At 66.7% G+C, this 15,257-nt stretch carries 15 protein-coding genes; 7 read left to right on the plus strand and 8 right to left on the minus strand.

What is annotated here, in order from left to right:
- Positions 1 to 50: 50 nt before the first annotated feature.
- The 5 genes from IB229_RS00610 to IB229_RS00630 all read right to left on the minus strand — a co-directional run bounded on the left by IB229_RS00610 (position 51) and on the right by IB229_RS00630 (position 5,749).
- Positions 51 to 1,088 (minus strand): putative 2-aminoethylphosphonate ABC transporter substrate-binding protein, encoded by a 1,038-nt coding sequence (locus tag IB229_RS00610; RefSeq protein ID WP_192323903.1) that lies wholly within the window; start codon positions 1,086 to 1,088, stop codon positions 51 to 53.
- 51 nt (positions 1,089 to 1,139) lie between these two features.
- Positions 1,140 to 1,967 (minus strand): phosphonoacetaldehyde hydrolase, encoded by an 828-nt coding sequence (gene phnX, locus IB229_RS00615; protein ID WP_192323905.1) that lies wholly within the window; start codon positions 1,965 to 1,967, stop codon positions 1,140 to 1,142.
- 19 nt (positions 1,968 to 1,986) lie between these two features.
- Positions 1,987 to 3,699 (minus strand): putative 2-aminoethylphosphonate ABC transporter permease subunit, encoded by a 1,713-nt coding sequence (locus IB229_RS00620; RefSeq protein ID WP_192323907.1) that lies wholly within the window; start codon positions 3,697 to 3,699, stop codon positions 1,987 to 1,989.
- Position 3,700: 1 nt separating this feature from the next.
- On the minus strand, positions 3,701 to 4,753 hold the full coding sequence (locus IB229_RS00625; protein ID WP_225578887.1) for a putative 2-aminoethylphosphonate ABC transporter ATP-binding protein: 1,053 nt from the start codon (positions 4,751 to 4,753) through the stop codon (positions 3,701 to 3,703).
- A 132-nt stretch (positions 4,754 to 4,885) separates the two neighbouring features.
- Positions 4,886 to 5,749 (minus strand): LysR family transcriptional regulator, encoded by an 864-nt coding sequence (locus tag IB229_RS00630; RefSeq protein WP_192329168.1) that lies wholly within the window; start codon positions 5,747 to 5,749, stop codon positions 4,886 to 4,888.
- 190 nt (positions 5,750 to 5,939) lie between these two features.
- Between IB229_RS00630 and hisN the strand changes: the two genes are divergently transcribed.
- The 6 genes from hisN (at position 5,940) to IB229_RS00660 (ending at position 10,142) form a co-directional block, all read left to right on the plus strand.
- The gene (gene hisN, locus IB229_RS00635) at positions 5,940 to 6,731 is read left to right on the plus strand and encodes a histidinol-phosphatase (protein WP_192323909.1); all 792 of its coding nucleotides are present in this window, start codon (positions 5,940 to 5,942) and stop codon (positions 6,729 to 6,731) included.
- 168 nt (positions 6,732 to 6,899) lie between these two features.
- Positions 6,900 to 7,355: a nuclear transport factor 2 family protein gene (locus IB229_RS00640; RefSeq protein WP_192323911.1), complete on the plus strand. Its 456-nt coding sequence runs from the start codon at positions 6,900 to 6,902 to the stop codon at positions 7,353 to 7,355.
- Entirely contained in the window at positions 7,348 to 7,779 is a 432-nt protein-coding gene (locus IB229_RS00645) for a PaaI family thioesterase (RefSeq protein ID WP_192323913.1), read from the plus strand. Before IB229_RS00640 ends, IB229_RS00645 begins: the two co-directional genes overlap by 8 nt.
- A gap of 4 nt (positions 7,780 to 7,783) precedes the next feature.
- The gene (locus IB229_RS00650) at positions 7,784 to 8,797 is read left to right on the plus strand and encodes a zinc-dependent alcohol dehydrogenase (protein ID WP_192323915.1); all 1,014 of its coding nucleotides are present in this window, start codon (positions 7,784 to 7,786) and stop codon (positions 8,795 to 8,797) included.
- A gap of 122 nt (positions 8,798 to 8,919) precedes the next feature.
- Positions 8,920 to 9,528, plus strand: a complete 609-nt coding sequence (locus IB229_RS00655) for a glutathione S-transferase N-terminal domain-containing protein (protein ID WP_192323917.1) — start codon at positions 8,920 to 8,922, stop codon at positions 9,526 to 9,528.
- Between the two features lie 137 nt (positions 9,529 to 9,665).
- Positions 9,666 to 10,142, plus strand: coding sequence for a GNAT family N-acetyltransferase (locus IB229_RS00660; protein ID WP_192323919.1), 477 nt, complete (start codon positions 9,666 to 9,668; stop codon positions 10,140 to 10,142).
- A 105-nt stretch (positions 10,143 to 10,247) separates the two neighbouring features.
- On the opposite strand, the gene IB229_RS00665 is transcribed toward IB229_RS00660, so the two are convergent.
- From IB229_RS00665 to IB229_RS00675, 3 genes are all read right to left on the minus strand, one after another.
- The gene (locus IB229_RS00665; RefSeq protein ID WP_318652069.1) at positions 10,248 to 12,557 is read right to left on the minus strand and encodes a TonB-dependent receptor; all 2,310 of its coding nucleotides are present in this window, start codon (positions 12,555 to 12,557) and stop codon (positions 10,248 to 10,250) included.
- Positions 12,558 to 12,636: 79 nt separating this feature from the next.
- Positions 12,637 to 13,476 (minus strand): FecR family protein, encoded by an 840-nt coding sequence (locus tag IB229_RS00670; RefSeq protein WP_192323921.1) that lies wholly within the window; start codon positions 13,474 to 13,476, stop codon positions 12,637 to 12,639.
- Complete coding sequence (locus IB229_RS00675; protein ID WP_318652070.1) at positions 13,473 to 13,997, minus strand: RNA polymerase sigma factor; 525 nt, start codon at positions 13,995 to 13,997, stop codon at positions 13,473 to 13,475. The genes IB229_RS00670 and IB229_RS00675 overlap by 4 nt, the downstream gene beginning before the upstream one ends.
- 262 nt (positions 13,998 to 14,259) lie before the next feature.
- Here IB229_RS00675 and IB229_RS00680 point away from each other — a divergent pair, with 262 nt between their 5' ends.
- Positions 14,260 to 15,168, plus strand: a complete 909-nt coding sequence (locus IB229_RS00680) for an EamA family transporter (protein ID WP_192323924.1) — start codon at positions 14,260 to 14,262, stop codon at positions 15,166 to 15,168.
- The last annotated feature ends 89 nt before the right edge of the window (positions 15,169 to 15,257 follow it).

Here is a 15,257-nt window from a genome sequence, read left to right on the forward strand (position 1 = left end):
ATGAGCATTGCGCGCCTGTTTTTAACGCCGCCTGACCGAGCGCAGTAGTTTTATTGAGGCAGCAGCTCGGACTTGCCGTCGTAACGCTTGCGCCACTCGGCGAGAATCTTGTCGCGGTTCTCCGAGGCCCAGTTGAAGTCGTTCTTGATCAGGCGCTGCTCGTAGTCGGCCGGCAGTTCCTGGAAGCGCTCGGCGATGCCCGGCTGGGCGAGGACGGCGAAGTTGGCCTTGTACAGGTCCATCGCCTCGCGGCTGGCGGAGAAATCGGCAAGCTTCTTGGCGGCGTCCAGGTGTTCGGTGCCCTTGATGATGCCGGTGGCTTCGATTTCCCAGCCCAGGCCTTCCTTGGGCAGCACGATGTCCAGCGGCGCGCCTTTGCGTTTCAGCTGCACGGCCGGGTACTCGAAGGAGATGCCGATCGGGAATTCGCCGGCAGCAGCCAGCTTGCACGGCTTGGAGCCGGAATGGGTGTACTGGCCGATGTTGCCGTGCAGCTTGTCCATGTAGGCCCAGCCCTGGGCTTCGCCGAAGGTCTGCAGCCAGGCGCTGACATCGAGGTAGCCGGTACCGGACGACGCCGGGTTGGGCATGACGATCTTGTCCTTGTACACCGGGTTGGTCAGGTCTTCCCACTTGGTCGGCTTGGGCAGGCCCTGCTTCTCGGCTTCCACGGTGTTGAAGCAGATGGTCGCGGCCCACACGTCCATGCCTACCCAGGCCGGCGGGTTGGCGGCGTCACGGTAGTTGGCGCCGATCTTGTCGAGGTTCGCCGGAGCGTAGGCTTCAAGCATGTTCTGCTGCTTGAGAATGGCCAGGCTGGAACCAGCCAGGCCCCAGACTACGTCGGCCTGCGGGCGGTCCTTCTCGGCCAGCAGCTTGGCGGTGACGATGCCGGTGGAGTCGCGCACCCACTTGATCTCGATGTCCGGGTGCTGCTTCTCGAAGGCTTCCTTGTAGGCCTTGAGCTGCTCGACTTCGAGGGCGGTGTAGACGGTCAGTTCGGTATTGGCCTGGGCCTGGAAGGTGCAGGCAGCGAGCAGGCCGACAGCCAATGCCGCGTGCTTGAACGGCGCAGTGCGTTTGAACATGTGAAGCTCCTTGTGGTGACGGTCGTTGCGTTGGCGTTGGTTGTGCGTAAGTCAGGTGCTGGCCGGCAGCTCGCCGCGGGCCAGGCGCGCGTTGATCGCGTCGATCACGGCGGGCAAGTCGGCGATGGTGTCGATCAGGTAATGCGGGCGACTGGCGGCGAACAGGCCGTCGATGCGCGCGCGCTCGGCGGACAGTTGCTCGGCGCGCAGCGCCTGGAACTGCTCCCAGGAAAGGCCGAGAAAGTTGCCGGAGAAGCGCAGCGCCACGGTCCACATGCCGGCACTGCGGCCTTCGAGGATGCCGGGCTCAGTGTCGTCGACCTTGACGCAGCCGGCGACATCGTCGAGGCCCAGGGCGATCACGTTGGCCAGCGCCTGCGCCGGACTCGGTCGGCCCTTGGGCACTTCATCGGTGGCGACCACATGGTCCGGGCTGTAGCCCTTGGCGGCGGCCAGCTCGACCACCTTGTCCATCACCTGCTTGGGGTAGCCGGAGCAGGTGCCGATCTTCAGCCCGCGCTGGCGCAGCGCGGCGATGCACTCAAGCGCACCGGGGATCAGCGCCGAGTGCTCGCCGACCTTGGCGATCTGCAGCGGCATGAAGCGTTCGTAGATGGCGGTGACATCGGCGTCGCTGGGCAGGCGGCCGAAGCGGCGCTGGAAGCGTTCGGCCACGGCCGGCTGGTCGCACAGGGTGCGAATGTGGTCCCACTTGCCCATGCCCATCGGGCCACGGGCTTCGTCCAGGCTCAGCTCGACATCGAAGCTGGCGAAGGCCTCGACGAAGATGCGGGTCGGCGCGAAGGAGCCGAAGTCGACCACGGTGCCGGCCCAGTCGAGGATGGCGGCTTGCAGGCGGGTTGGCGGTTGGTAGTGCATGGCAGTCTCCAGGGAAGATTCAGTGCCCGGGCGCCGGCATGCGCCAGGCCTGGGAGCGGCGCAGCAGGCCGCGCGACAGACCGGCGAGCAGCAACGACACGCCGGCGGAAGTGAGCAGGATCAGGGTCGACATGGCCGCCGCGCCGCCGACGTTGCCGGCGTCGTCCATGTTCAGCACGGCCACGGCGGCGAGCACGCTGTCCGGGCTGTAGAGGAAGATCGCCGCCGACACCGTGGTCATCGCCGAAACGAACAGGTAGCGAATGATGTCGAGCAGCGCCGGCAGGCAGATCGGCAGGGTCACGCGGCAGAAGTGGCGCAGCAGCGGCACCTTCAGCGACAGCGCGGCGGCCTCGAACTCGCCGTCGAGCTGGCGCAGCGCGGCGCTGGCGGTCATCTGTGCGGTGGTGAGGAAGTGCGCGATGGTGCACACCACCAGCAGGGTCAGGCTGCCGTACAGGCTGCTCAGCGGGTTGCCCGGCAGGTTGAAAAAGAACACGTAGCCCAGGCCCAGCACCAGGCCGGGCACTGCCATCGGCACGAAGCTGAGCAGGCGCAGGGCCTGGGTCAGCGGGCTCTGCCGGGTCTTCTCCATCAGGTAGGCGCCGGTGAAGATCAGCAGGCTGCCGAACAGCGCGCTGCACACCGCCAGCAGCAGGCTGTTGCGGTAGGCCAGCCAGCCGCCGGGCAGCTCGGAGAAGGCGTAGTGCTGCAGCGATAGCGACAGGTCGTAGGGCCAGAACTTGACCAGCGACGAGTAGATCGCCATGCCGAACACGCCGAGCAGCACGCCGCAGATCAGCACGCTGACCAGCAGGAAGGCCAGGTCGCGACGCCACGCGGGCTGCGGGTGATAGACCTGGGCACGGCCGCTCATGGCATCGCGCTGGCGGCGGCGCAGCCACAGGTCGACGGCGAAGCTGAGCAGCGCCGGCAGCAGCAGGACCATGCCGATCAGCGCGCCGCGGCCGAACTGCTGCTGGCCGACCACCGCCTTGTAGGCTTCCAGCGCCAGCACCTGGTAGTCGCCACCGACCACCACCGGCACGCCGAAGTCGGTGACGCACAGGGTGAACACCAGGCAGAACGCAGCAAACACGCCCTGGCGGCTGCCCGGCCAGGTGATGCTGCGGAACGCCCGCCACGGCGAAGCGCCCATGCTCGACGCCGCGTCGAACAGCCGCGCATCGGCCAGCGCCAGCGCCGAGAGCAGCACCATCAGCGCGTGGGGAAAGGTGTAGATGGCCTGGCCGAGGACGATGCCCCAGAAGCCGTAGATGTTGTCCGGCACCAGCCCGCGCAGCACGCCCTGGTTGCCAAACAGGTAGATCAGGGCGATCCCCGGCAACATCGACGGCGCCAGCAGCGGCAGCAGGGAAATGCTGCGCCACAGCGGCTTGCCCGGCATGCAGGTGCGCTGCAGGGCGTAGGCGAAGGCGTAGGCCAGCGGCACCACGATGCAGGCCACGGTTAGCGACACGCTCAGGCTGTTGCCCAGCAGCCAGCGGAAGTTGGCGCTGCCGAACAGCGTCAGCGCCGCCTGCAGGCCACCGCCCTGCCCGTCCTCGCCGCTGAAGCCGCGCCAGAGCATGGCCAGCAACGGCAGCAGCACGGCGAGGGTCAGCAGCACCAGCAGCAGCCACTGGCCGCCGAGCACGAACAGGCGGTCGGCCAGGTCGGCGGGCAGGCTGCGCCGCGCGGTGGCGGGCTTGATCGTCAGCACGCGTTGCATATCAGGCGAACACCTGCAGGCTGCGCGGCGGCAGCGCCACCCAGATTTCCGCGCCGGCCAGGTGTGGCATGGCCTGCGGCTCCAGCTCGGCAAGCAGGCTGTGGCCCGGCAGTGCGTCCAGCTCGAAGCTCAGGCGGCAGCGGTTGCCGAGGAAGGTGATCTCGCGCATCTGCGCGCTGAACAGGTTTTCCTCGGGCACCGGCGGGTTGATCACCACCGCTTCCGGGCGGCAGAACAGCCGGCCGCGCTCGCGGCTGTCGCTGGCGTGCAGGCGCAGGTTGAGGTCACCGACGCGCACATGGCCATGCTCGCCCCGCTCGAACGGCAGCCAGTTGCCCTGGCCGACGAACTCGGCCACGAACGGCGTGGCCGGTGCTCGGTAGATCTCCTGCGGGCTGGCGAACTGCTCGACGCGACCGTGATTGATCACCGCGATGCGGTCGGCCATCAGCATGGCCTCGTCCTGGTTGTGGGTGACCATCAGGGTGGTGATGCCCAGGCGTTTCTGCAGCTGGCGCAGCTCGCCACACAGGTGCTCGCGCACCCGCGCATCGAGGGCCGACATCGGCTCGTCGAGCAGCAGCAGCGAAGGTGCCGGCGCCAGCGCACGGGCCAGGGCCACGCGCTGCTGCTGGCCGCCAGAGAGCTGGCCGGGGTACTTCTTCTCGCTGCCGGTCAGGCCGACCAGTTCGAGCATTTCCGCTACCCGCGAACGGATGGTTTCACGGCTGTTGCCGGCCAGGCCGTAGCCGATGTTCTGCTCCACCGTGAGGTTGGGGAACAGCGCGTAGGACTGGAACAGGATGCCGTAGTCACGCGCCTGCGGCGGCAGCTCGGAGACATCGCGCGAACCGATGACGATGGTCCCGCGATCCTGGCGTTCCAGCCCGGCGATGCAGCGCAGCAAGGTGGTCTTGCCGCAGCCGGACGGGCCCAACAGGCACACCAGCTCACCGGCGGCGATATCCAGCGACACCCCGTCCAGCGCCTTGAAGGCGCCGAAGCCCTTGTGGATGTCGCGTACCTGCATGTTCACGGAAAGTGGCGTAGTCATGGCAAAACCTCGTGGAGCGCGTGGCTCGGACGAGGGTCATGCTAGGCAGGCAGTGCTAAGGCTTTATGGCAGTTGGGCAAAACCTGCCGATAGTGGCATCGGTATTTTTGGGGTAGCCAACGGGCAGGCGTGTCAGGCGCTGGCCACTTCCCGCGCCAGGGCGAGAAAGGCCGCCGGCAGGCGCGCCTGGCGGCGCTCCTTGAGGCAGTAGAGGTACTCGGCGATCAACGGCGCGCCGTCCAGCTCGACCACCTTGAGCTGCGGATTTTCCGGCACCTCGTGGCGGGCGATGATGCTGATGCCGATGTTGCGCAGCACCGCCTCGCGGATCGACTCGCGGCTGCCGATTTCCAGCAGCGGGCCGGTGACCACGCCAGCATCACGCAACAGCGCTTCGCTGAGCACACGGGTGGTCGAGCCGCGCTCGCGCATCAGTAGGCAGTGCCCGCTCAATGCACTCAGCGCCACGCGGTCGTGGCTGGCCAGCGGGTGCTGGCGATGCACCGCCAGCACCAACGGGTCGTGGCCCAGCACCAGGCGGGTCAGGCGTGCGTCCTCGACCAGCTGCGAGGAGGCGGCGAGGTCGACGCGGTACTCCTCCAGCGCCTCGATCACCTGCAGCGAATTACCGATCTCCAGAGTCACCTCGCACTGCGGGAATTGCTCGCGAAAATCCCTGACCATGTCCAGCACGTAGTACGGCGCGGTGGCGCCGATGCGCAGGGTGCCCTGCACCTGGCCGCTGTTGCGCAGGAAGAACTCGATGTCGGCCTCCTGCTGCAGCAGCTTCTGCACCATCGGCAACAGCCGCGCACCTTCGTCGCTGAGGGTCAGGCGCCGCCCACCGCGGTAGAACAGCTCGACGCCGTACTGGCCTTCGAGGCTGCGGATCTGCGTGGTCACCGTCGGCTGGCTGAGGCCGAGCTTCTTCGCCGCCTGGGTGATGCTGCCCAGGCGCGCGACCATGTGAAAGGACTTCAGCTCGGCAGAGAGCATGGGGTGACGCTCCAGGGCAGTGGGCAGGGCCGGAATCCGCGGGTGCGGCGACGACAGGCTGTTTTCCGGCATTCACGTGACAGAAATATCAAAGCCTCGTGACACTCGCGTGACGTTTTCATGCACTTGCTCAAGCCGCCCGTGCCTCGGCTATGATCGCCGCCTTTCCAGCAGAGACAGGTGAGCACCGATGCCCCTTCGCGCAGAGCAACTGGCCGAGTTCACGGCGTTCGCCGAACAGCTGGCCGACGCCGCAGCCGCCGCTATCCAGCCGTACTTCCGCGTGCCGCTGGATGTGGAAGACAAGGGCGCACGCCTGTTCGACCCGGTTACCGTGGCCGACAAGGCGGCCGAGCGGGCCATGCGCGAGCTGATCCGCGCGCGCTACCCCGAGCACGGCATCCTCGGCGAGGAAGAAGAAGCCATCGCCAGCAGCAACGGCCTGACCTGGGTTCTCGACCCCATCGACGGCACCCGCGCCTTCATCACCGGCCTGCCGCTGTGGGGCACCCTGATTGCCCTCAACGACGGCGAACGCCCGGTGCTCGGCGTGATGAACCAGCCCTTCACCGGCGAGCGCTACATCGGCCACGCGGGTGGCGCCTGGTGCAATGGCGCCGCACTGAAAACCCGCCCCTGCGCCGACCTCGCCTCGGCACGCCTGATGTGCACCACGCCCGATATGTTCGACACACCCGCCCGCCGCAACGCCTTCGAGGCGGTGGCGAAGCAGGCCCAGCTGCTGCGCTACGGTGGCGACTGCTACGCCTACTGCATGCTGGCCTCAGGCTTCGTCGACGCCATCGTCGAGGCCAGCCTGCAACCCTATGACGTGCAGGCGCTGATCCCGATCATCGAAGCCGCCGGTGGCGTGATCACCCATTGGGACGGCAGCTCGGCGCAACACGGCGGCGCCATCGTTGCCTGCGGTGATCCACAGTTGCACACCCAGTTGCTCGAACTGCTGCGCAAGGCGGCCTAAGAGGCGCACTGGTTCTGCAGCACAGGCCCATCAACTTCGCGCAGGTAATGCCTGGCGAGAGCCGTGAGGGCGTTCCACGGCACACGCGCACTCAAATCAACAATGTTGACATGAAGAGTGAGAGACCTATAGGTTAGCGGCAACCGTTGCCCTTCCTGCGAGGTCCGCATGTCTGATCGCCAAGCACTGATTGACGTTGTAGAAGCCGCCTACGCGGCCTTCGCCACCCGCAATGCACACGACCTCCTGCAACTCTGCGACACCCACTGCTGCTGGCAGGCACCAGGGCTGCCGGCATTCATGCCGTGGGCCGGCGAGCACCATGGCCACGCCGGCGTGCAGGAGTTCGTCGGCGGCCTCGACCAGCACCTCGAATTTCTCACCTTCACAGCCCGCTCACTGGTGGTCGACGTGGAGCGCGGCCAGGTCGTGGCATTCGGAGAGGCCCGCTGTCGGGTCAAGGCTACCGGGCGACTCTACGTCAATCACTGGGCCCATCTGTTCGTGCTACGTGACGGCCTGATCAGCACCTTCCGCGAATACCCCGACACCGCAGCGCAACTGGCTGCGATCCACCCGGCCCTGTTCGACGCGGCCATGCCACAGGAACATCCCCATGACTGACACCGAAACCTCCGGCCTGCACGCATTGCGTGCGCTGATCCGCGGCGAGATTGCCGCCTCCTCGATTGGCCAGACCATGGGCCTGAGCGCCGTGGCGGTCGAGCCGGGGCGGATCACCCTGGAAGCACGCCCCGACGAGCGCCACCTGAACCCGGCAGGCGCCGTGCACGGCGGTTTCGCCGCCACCTGCCTGGACGGCGCCGCAGCCCTGGCGCTGTTCTCGACCCTGGATGCCAGCACGCCGCACGCCACCGTCGACCTCAACGTCAAGTACGTGCGGCCGCTGACCGCCGGCAAGGTCTATCAGGTTGAGGGCTGGGTGGTGGAGCGCTCCCAGCGCCTGGCGATCTGCGACGCGCTGCTGACGGACGACACCGGCAAGCTGTGCGCCAAGGCCACCACCACCTTCGTCATCAAGGGCTGAAGCCATGAAGGAGCTTATCGTCCACGGTCCCGGCCAGTTGCAGTGGGTGGAGGCGCCATCACCGAGCCTGTCCGGACCACGGAGCGCATTGGTCCGCCCCATCGCCTCGGCCTCCTGCGACCTCGACCGCCGCCTGATCGCTGGCGTCACCCCGTTCAAACCGCCCTTCGCCCTGGGCCACGAATGCGTGGCCGAAGTGCTGGAAGTGGGCGATGAGGTCAGCAGCGTGCGCCGTGGCGACCTAGTCTCCGTTCCCTGGAAGATCGCCTGCGGCAGCTGCCCGCAATGCCTTGCCGGGCGTGCCACTGCCTGCACCACGGTGCCACCCCATGCGGCCTACGGCGTACCGGCCGGCGGCCACTGGGGCGGGTTGTTTTCGGAAGTGGTCCACGTGCCGTTCGCCGACGCCATGCTGGTGCCGCTGCCACCAGGCCTCAACCCGCTGGCGGTGGCCAGTGCCAGCGACAACCTGACCGACGCCTGGGTCGCGGCCAGTCGCCCCATCGCCGCCCGGGAGGACGCGCGGGTGCTGGTGGTAGGCGGCACGGAAAGCCTCGGCGTGCTGGCGGTGCAGATGGCCGTCGCGGCTGGGGCGGCCAGCGTCGACTACCTAGACGACAACGAGTACCGCCGCGACCTGGCCGTGCGCAGTGGCGCCAAGGTCGAGCTGGATAAGGTGCTCGACGAGCGCTACGACGTGGTCGTCTCCGCCACGCGCGATCCGCAGGCGCTGCACCGGGGGCTGCTGGCTCTGGCGCCGGGTGGCCATTGCTCGTGCATCGGCATCATCTTCGAAGACCCGAAGATTCCCCTGTTCGGCATGTACCTGCGCGACGTGACCCTCTCGGTCGGTGCCTGCAATGTGCGCCCGCACATTCCCACGGTGTTCGACCTGGTCAGCAGCGGCCGCTGCGACCCGTTGCTGGTGAGCCCGAGCGTGGTCTCCTGCGACGAGGCGACCGAAGCTCTGGTGCAGCCACTGGCCAAATGCATCGTGGTGCGCGAGCGCATCACGTGACGACCTATCCGCCCGGTCGCGGCGCGCAGGCGCTATAACCAGCGCTGCAGAACCCACCGCTGTGCCCCTGCCGGCGCCTGAACAGTAGATTCCAAGCAACCCTTCACAGTGAGTCCGAAATCATGCAACTCATCCATGCGGCGGCATCGCCCTTTGCCCGAAAAATCCGCGTACTGGCCAGCGAGACCGGCCTGTTGCAGCACATAGCGCTGCTCGATACCGCCGTGCTGCCAGTCACCCTCAACGAGCAGGTCAACGCCGCCAACCCGCTCGGCAAGATCCCGGTGTTGCTGACCGACGACGGTCTGGCGCTGTTCGACAGCCGGGTCATCTGCGAGTATCTCGACAGCCTGCACGACCGCCCTCGCCTGTTCCCCGCCGATCCGGCTACACGCTGGGCCACCCTGCGCCTGGCGGCGCTGGCCGACGGCATGGCCGAAGCCGCCCTCCTCGTGCGCTACGAGCGAGGCGTACGCCCGGCGGAGTACCAGTGGGATGAGTGGATCGAAGGCCAGCTGGGCAAGGTGCGCCGCGCCCTGGTCGCACTGGAAGAACAGGCCGACGCCCTGCAGGGCCCGGTGGACATCGCACAAGTTGCCGTGGCCTGCGCCCTTGGCTACCTCGATTTCCGCCTCGCCGAGCTGGATTGGCGGAGCACCGCGCCAGCCCTGGAGCAGTTCCAGGCACGCTTCTCGGCACGCGAGTCGATGCAGGCGACTGCGCCCAAGTAAACGCAGGACGCCCGGCAAACGGCAGGTTCGCCCGGACCTGCCCGCTCCACGGTGCACGCGCAGGCCCTCCTCTATCTGCCCAAGCCGGAGCGGCACCGTTATCCTGCGCGGGCAGACACGCTGCAGGGAGTTGCACCATGACCGTAACGATCCGCCTGGCCACGCCCGCCGATGTCGAGGTGCTGTTCGATATCCGCACCAGCGTCGTGCAGAACCACCTCTCACGTGAGCAACTGGCAGCCCTCGGCATCACCGCGGCGACGCTGGCCGATGCCATGCGGCACGCCCCCTGTTGCTGGATCGCGCAGGTGCACGGCGCGCCTGTCGGTTTCGCCATGGTCGATGTAGACGACGGCGAGGTTTTCGCCCTGTTCATTCGCCCCACATTCGAAGGCCGAGGGTTGGGCCAGGCGCTGCTGGACAGCGCCGAGGCCTGCCTCTTCCAGACGCATGAGGTGATCGGACTGACGACCGATGGCGGTGCGACGATCCGCGCCAACGGTTTCTACATCCATCAGGGCTGGACCCTGGTTGGTGCGGTTGACGAGCGGGATGTCCGCTACGAGAAGCGCCGTGCCCTGCTTCCGCCCGTCGTGGATGACCCGCGCTGGTAAAGGCAGCCCCGCCACGAATAAGCACGGGCGCGGGCGCGCGAATCGGCACACTCCAGCCCTGCTCGCACAGAAAGGCGCGCTGCGCCTTTCTGCCCGCGAACGCCTCTACAGGTCGTAGCGCAGCACCACGCCAAACGTTCTCGGCGCACCAACGTCGAGAATGTCGGCACGGTTGTTGGTGACGTACTCCTTGTCGAACAGGTTCTTCACGTAGCCCGACACCGCCAGGCCGCGAATCAGCTCGTACTCGGCATTCAGGTTGACCAGCACATGGTCGTCGCTGCGGCGCATGTGCTCGACGTTGCCGTCGGCGTCGAAGTTGTACGCCGACGGGCTGCCTTCCTGGTAGACCACGTCGCTGGTGACGATCAGTCCGCCGTCGAAACGGTAGCTGCCGCCCACCGAAACCTTGTACTTGGGCGCATAGAGGAACGCCTCGCCGCTGCGGTCGCCCTCGGGGGTGACGAAGTCGTCGTAGCGGCCATCAGTGTAAGCCAGCCCGGCATTGATCTTCAGGTTGCGGCTGAGATCCTGCTCGACGAACAGTTCCAGGCCACGAATGGAGCTGCCGGCGGCGTTATAGATCTCGAAGTAGCTTTCGGTCGGATCGAGCAGGCTGACCTGCTGGTCCTTCCAGTCGGTGTAGTAGAGGTTGGCGCGCGCACGCAGGCTGTCCTCCAGCCAGCTGCCGCGGTAGGACAGCTCGTAGTTGGTGGTGTACTCGGGGTCGTACGCCGCGTGGCTGCCGCCGGCACGCACGTTCACGCCACCGCCGCGATAGCCCTTCTGCACCATGAAGCCCAGGTACTGGCCCGGCATGAACTGGTAGTCCACGCCGAGCTTGGGCAGCAGTGCATCGAACGACTTCGACACATCGGCGTTCTCGGACAGATCGTCCCGGACCGTGGTGTCGTTGCGCTCATCGTCGTAGCGCAGGCCGGTGATCAGCGTCCAGTTGCTGGCGAAATCCCAGTTCAGCTCGCCGAACAGCGCCTTGTTGTGAATCCGCGTGTAGCCCTTGACCTCGCCTACGGTGGTGCCGCTGTAGATCAGCTGGTCATGGAAGGCATTGCTGGTACGGCCGTAGTAGGCACCCGCAAAGCCGCGCAGGGTCTCCCCGCTGTGGGCCAGGCGCAGCTCTTGGCTGAACAGGTGGGTTTCCTGGGTGCGGGTCACTTCCCGGTCGAGGACCGCGCCCTGGTCGAAGTCGAGCAGCGACTGGTAGTCGGACTGGGTGCCGGTAGTCTGGCTGGTCAGCGTCCAGGCATCGTTCAGGCGGTAGTCGACCTTGGCGCTGCCGGTGTTCTGCTGCAGGGCGTCGTGGGCCTCGGTGTTCGAGGAAATCTTGTAGTACTGCACCTGGCCGTTGCGCCGGTAGATGGAGTTGTCGCCCTGCAAGCTGTCGTGACGGGCATAGCTGAGCAGCACGTCGAGGTCGTCGTTAGGCAGGATCAGCAGCTTGCCACGGGCATTCTTGTTGCGGTTGGGGTTGGCGTCGCCATGGGTGGCGACGTTGTCGATGTAGCCGTCGCCATCCTGGTAGTCCACCGCCAGCCGGCCCGCGACCAGCCCGTCGATCAGGGCACCACCGCCGGCCACTGCCACGCCACTTTCACCGTAGTTGCCGACGTTGGTCTGGGCGGAAAGACTGGGCTCGAAGGTCGGGTTGCGGGTCTGGATCACCACCGCACCGGCCAGGGAGTTGCGGCCCTGGGTGGTCGATTGCGGCCCAAGCAGCACCTCGACCTGCTCGACGTCCCACATCGACATCGGGCTCAGGGTCAGCGCGCGGTTGGGCTGCTGGGCACCGTCGACATACACCGACACCGCGCCGTTGAGGGTCGCCGGCCCCTGGTCATCGAAGCCCGACACCGGCACACCGCGGATGCCCCAGTTTTCGTTGCCGGCTACCGCGTACACGCCCGGCGTACGGGCGAAGACGTTTTCCAGGTTGTTGTCGCCGTGCTCGCGCAGGTCGGCGGCGGTGTTCACCACCACGCTGGTCTGGGTCTGCGCCAGGGTCCGGTTGATCTTTTCACCGGTGACCATCAGCGGGCTGATCTCGACCGGAGCGGCAGGAGCGTTGCTGCGCACGGGCGCGGCGGCTGCTTCGGGCACTACGATGAAAGTGTGCTCGTCCTGTTGCTGAACCGTCAGGCCGCTGCTGCCCAGCAGCTTGTTCAGGGCGTCCCCGGGGGTGTAGCGACCACGCAGCGCCGGCGTTCGCTTGCCGACGGCGATCTCGCTGGAAAAGAGAATCTGCACATGGGACTGATCGGCCAGGGCATTCAGCGACTTTTCCAGCGCGGCCGCCGGCAGATCGAATTCGATTTCACTGGCGGCCTGGGCCATCGACGACAGGGTGAGGACAAGACTGCTGGCCAGGAAAGTAAGGCGCCACTTGGGAATTCTCACGCGGGGGTTCTCCGGGAAATGGTGGTGTGTTCCTGGAGCTAGCCGCCACAGCGTAGGGAAAACCCTACCTGCGATTTGATTATTTTTTTGCGGCGCGTCGTTTCAGGTGCAGCGTGCCGTTGCCATCCGCGCTCAACTCGACCGGCAGGATCTTCGGCAGCAGGGCCAGCATGCCATCCAGCCGCGCGCTCTCGAAGGTTCCCGAAACGGGCAGCTCCGCCAGACTGCGGTCGTGCATGACGATGGCCGTGCGCTGGTAGCGCTGGATCACCTCGAGCACGTCACGTAGCGGCGTGCGGTCGAAAACCAGGCGGCCCTTGGTCCAGGCAGCCACTGCCGCAGCATCGACCTGCTGACGCGTGCCGAGTTGGCCGTTGCGTACAAGCACCTGCTCACCCGCGACCAGCTGCACGCTCGACTCGCCACCCCGCACCTCGACCCGGCCCTGCTCCACCGTGACCCTCACGCTGCCCTGCTGCCGGCTAACGTTGTAGCGGGTGCCGACCACCTTGATCCGCGTGGCGCCCGCGGTGGTCAGGAACGGACGGTAGAGGGCCGGGGAAACACTGAACAGCGCCTGGCCGCTCTGCAGTTCCACCCGACGCGAACGCAGGTGCCAGCTGACCTTGACCCGGCTCGCGGCGTCCAGAGTGATCAGGCTGCCATCGGTGAGCCGAATCACCTGGGGCTTGCCAATCGCGCTGGCGAACTGCTCGCTCTTGTAGCTGGGGTCGAACCAGACCAGCGCGCAGATGAAGCCCAGCATGGCCACCACCACGCTCAGGGTGGTGAGGCTGCGCGGTTTGGGCGTGCGGCTCGGTGCCGGCAGGGGAAAGCGCTTCTTCAGTTCCTCGCGATGACGGGCGATGGCCTCGTCTGCGGGGACGGAAGCATCGTGCTGCGGCTCGCGCTGGCTCATGCCTCGGTCGCCTGATAGCCGAGCATGAGGCGGCATTGATGCATGCCCAGACGCAGGTGCTTTTCCACAGCCTTCAGCGATATGCCCATCTGCACCGCGACCTCTTTCTGCGACAGCTCGTGGATCTTGTGCATGACGAACACCTGCTGGCAGCGCGGCGGCAAGCTGGCGATCGCCGCGCACAGGCGCTCGACTTCAGCGTCGGTCTCGTGGCGAGACTCCGGGCTCGATGCCGCGCACGCGATGGCCGGAACCTGCGCCTGCTCGTCGACCCACGCCAGCCGCCTGCGCTCGCTGCGGTAGTGGCTGACGGCGCGATCATGGGTGATCTTGCGCAGCAGGGCCAACGGCACGCGAACCCCCTCCTTCTCCGGCGACTCGAGCAGTTGCACGCACACGTCGTGCACCACCTCATGCGCCGTGTGGCGATCACCGAAGCGGCGGCGTACGGAGTCCACCAGCTCGTCATAGTGACGAGCCAGGACCGCGACCAGCGATGGCTTGGATGTGGCGTGGGACACGATGCGGCTGCGAGAAGGTAACGAAAGGAGGCGGCAAATATAAGTGAGAACGCTTAGCAATTGAAAGGGATCAGCGTTGGCGCCAGCGGACACGCCATTTATGTTTTCCACACCGGGCCACACGCTGTACCTTGGGCGCTGGCGATCGAGAAGCTCCGCGCGATTGCCCTGATCGCCCACCGCCCTCTTCACCCCGATGACCTCCGGCTCACCGGCACGCCTCATCCGTTGCCCCGAGCCCGTATCTGCCCGCTGAGCCGCTATGCCGACCTCCTACCTTCCCCGTGGCCTGTCCGTTCTGCTTCTGGCCAGCCTGGCCTGCGCCTTCGCCGGCAACCATATCGCCGCCCGCATCGCCTTCGATGACGGCGCGGGGTTGCTGCTGGCGATACTCTGCCGCTCCGGCGTGACCGCACTGGCGCTGGGCAGCCTGCTGCTGTGGCGCCGCGAGCTGCCACGCTGGCAAACCGGCACCCGCCGCTGGCAGCTGCTGGTGGGCCTGTTGATCGGGCTGCAGAGTTTCTGCATCTACTCGGCGGTGATGCGCATCCCGGTCGGCCTGGCCCTGCTGCTGGTCAACCTCGCGCCCATTCTGCTGGCGTTGCTGACCTGGGCCTTGGGCGGCGCGGCGCCGACGCAACGGGCCGCCGTGCTCATGGGCTTGATCCTCAGCGGCCTGCTGCTAGCCCTGGACGTACCTTCGGTCGTCAGCGGCCACGCTCCCGCCAGCAGTCACTGGCTCGAGGGCGTACTGTTCGGCCTGGGCGGTGCGACGACCTTCGCCACGGCGGTGTGGATCATCGAGAACCGCCTATCTGGCATGGACGGCACGGTGCGCAGCCTGTCGACCATGGTCGTGGTGTTCATCTGTGCTGCGGCAGTGAGTGTCAGCGGAGTCATGGCAGAGGGCGTCGCGCTGCCCGCCAGCCTCGATGGCTGGCTGGCCCTGGCGGTGCTGGTGACCCTGTATGGAACGGCGTTCTCCATCCTGTTCATTCTCATGCCCAGGCTGGACATGGCGCGCAACGCGCCGGTGATGAATGCCGAGCCAGTCGCCGGGCTGCTGTTCGGCTGGCTCATCCTCGGTCAGCAACTCAATACCCTGCAGCTGCTCGGTGGCGGCATCGTCATCGGCGGCATCGTGCTGCTGGCGTACAGGCGCCAAGGCTGAGGTCCATCGACGCGGCAGGCTGAAAAACGGGCAACAAAAAAGGCGACCCCTTCGGATCGCCTTCTTGGTCCCGTGCAGGACGGGTTTGT

Origin of the sequence: Pseudomonas sp. PDM14 (assembly GCF_014851905.1) — a bacterium.
Lineage (GTDB): Bacteria > Pseudomonadota > Gammaproteobacteria > Pseudomonadales > Pseudomonadaceae > Aquipseudomonas.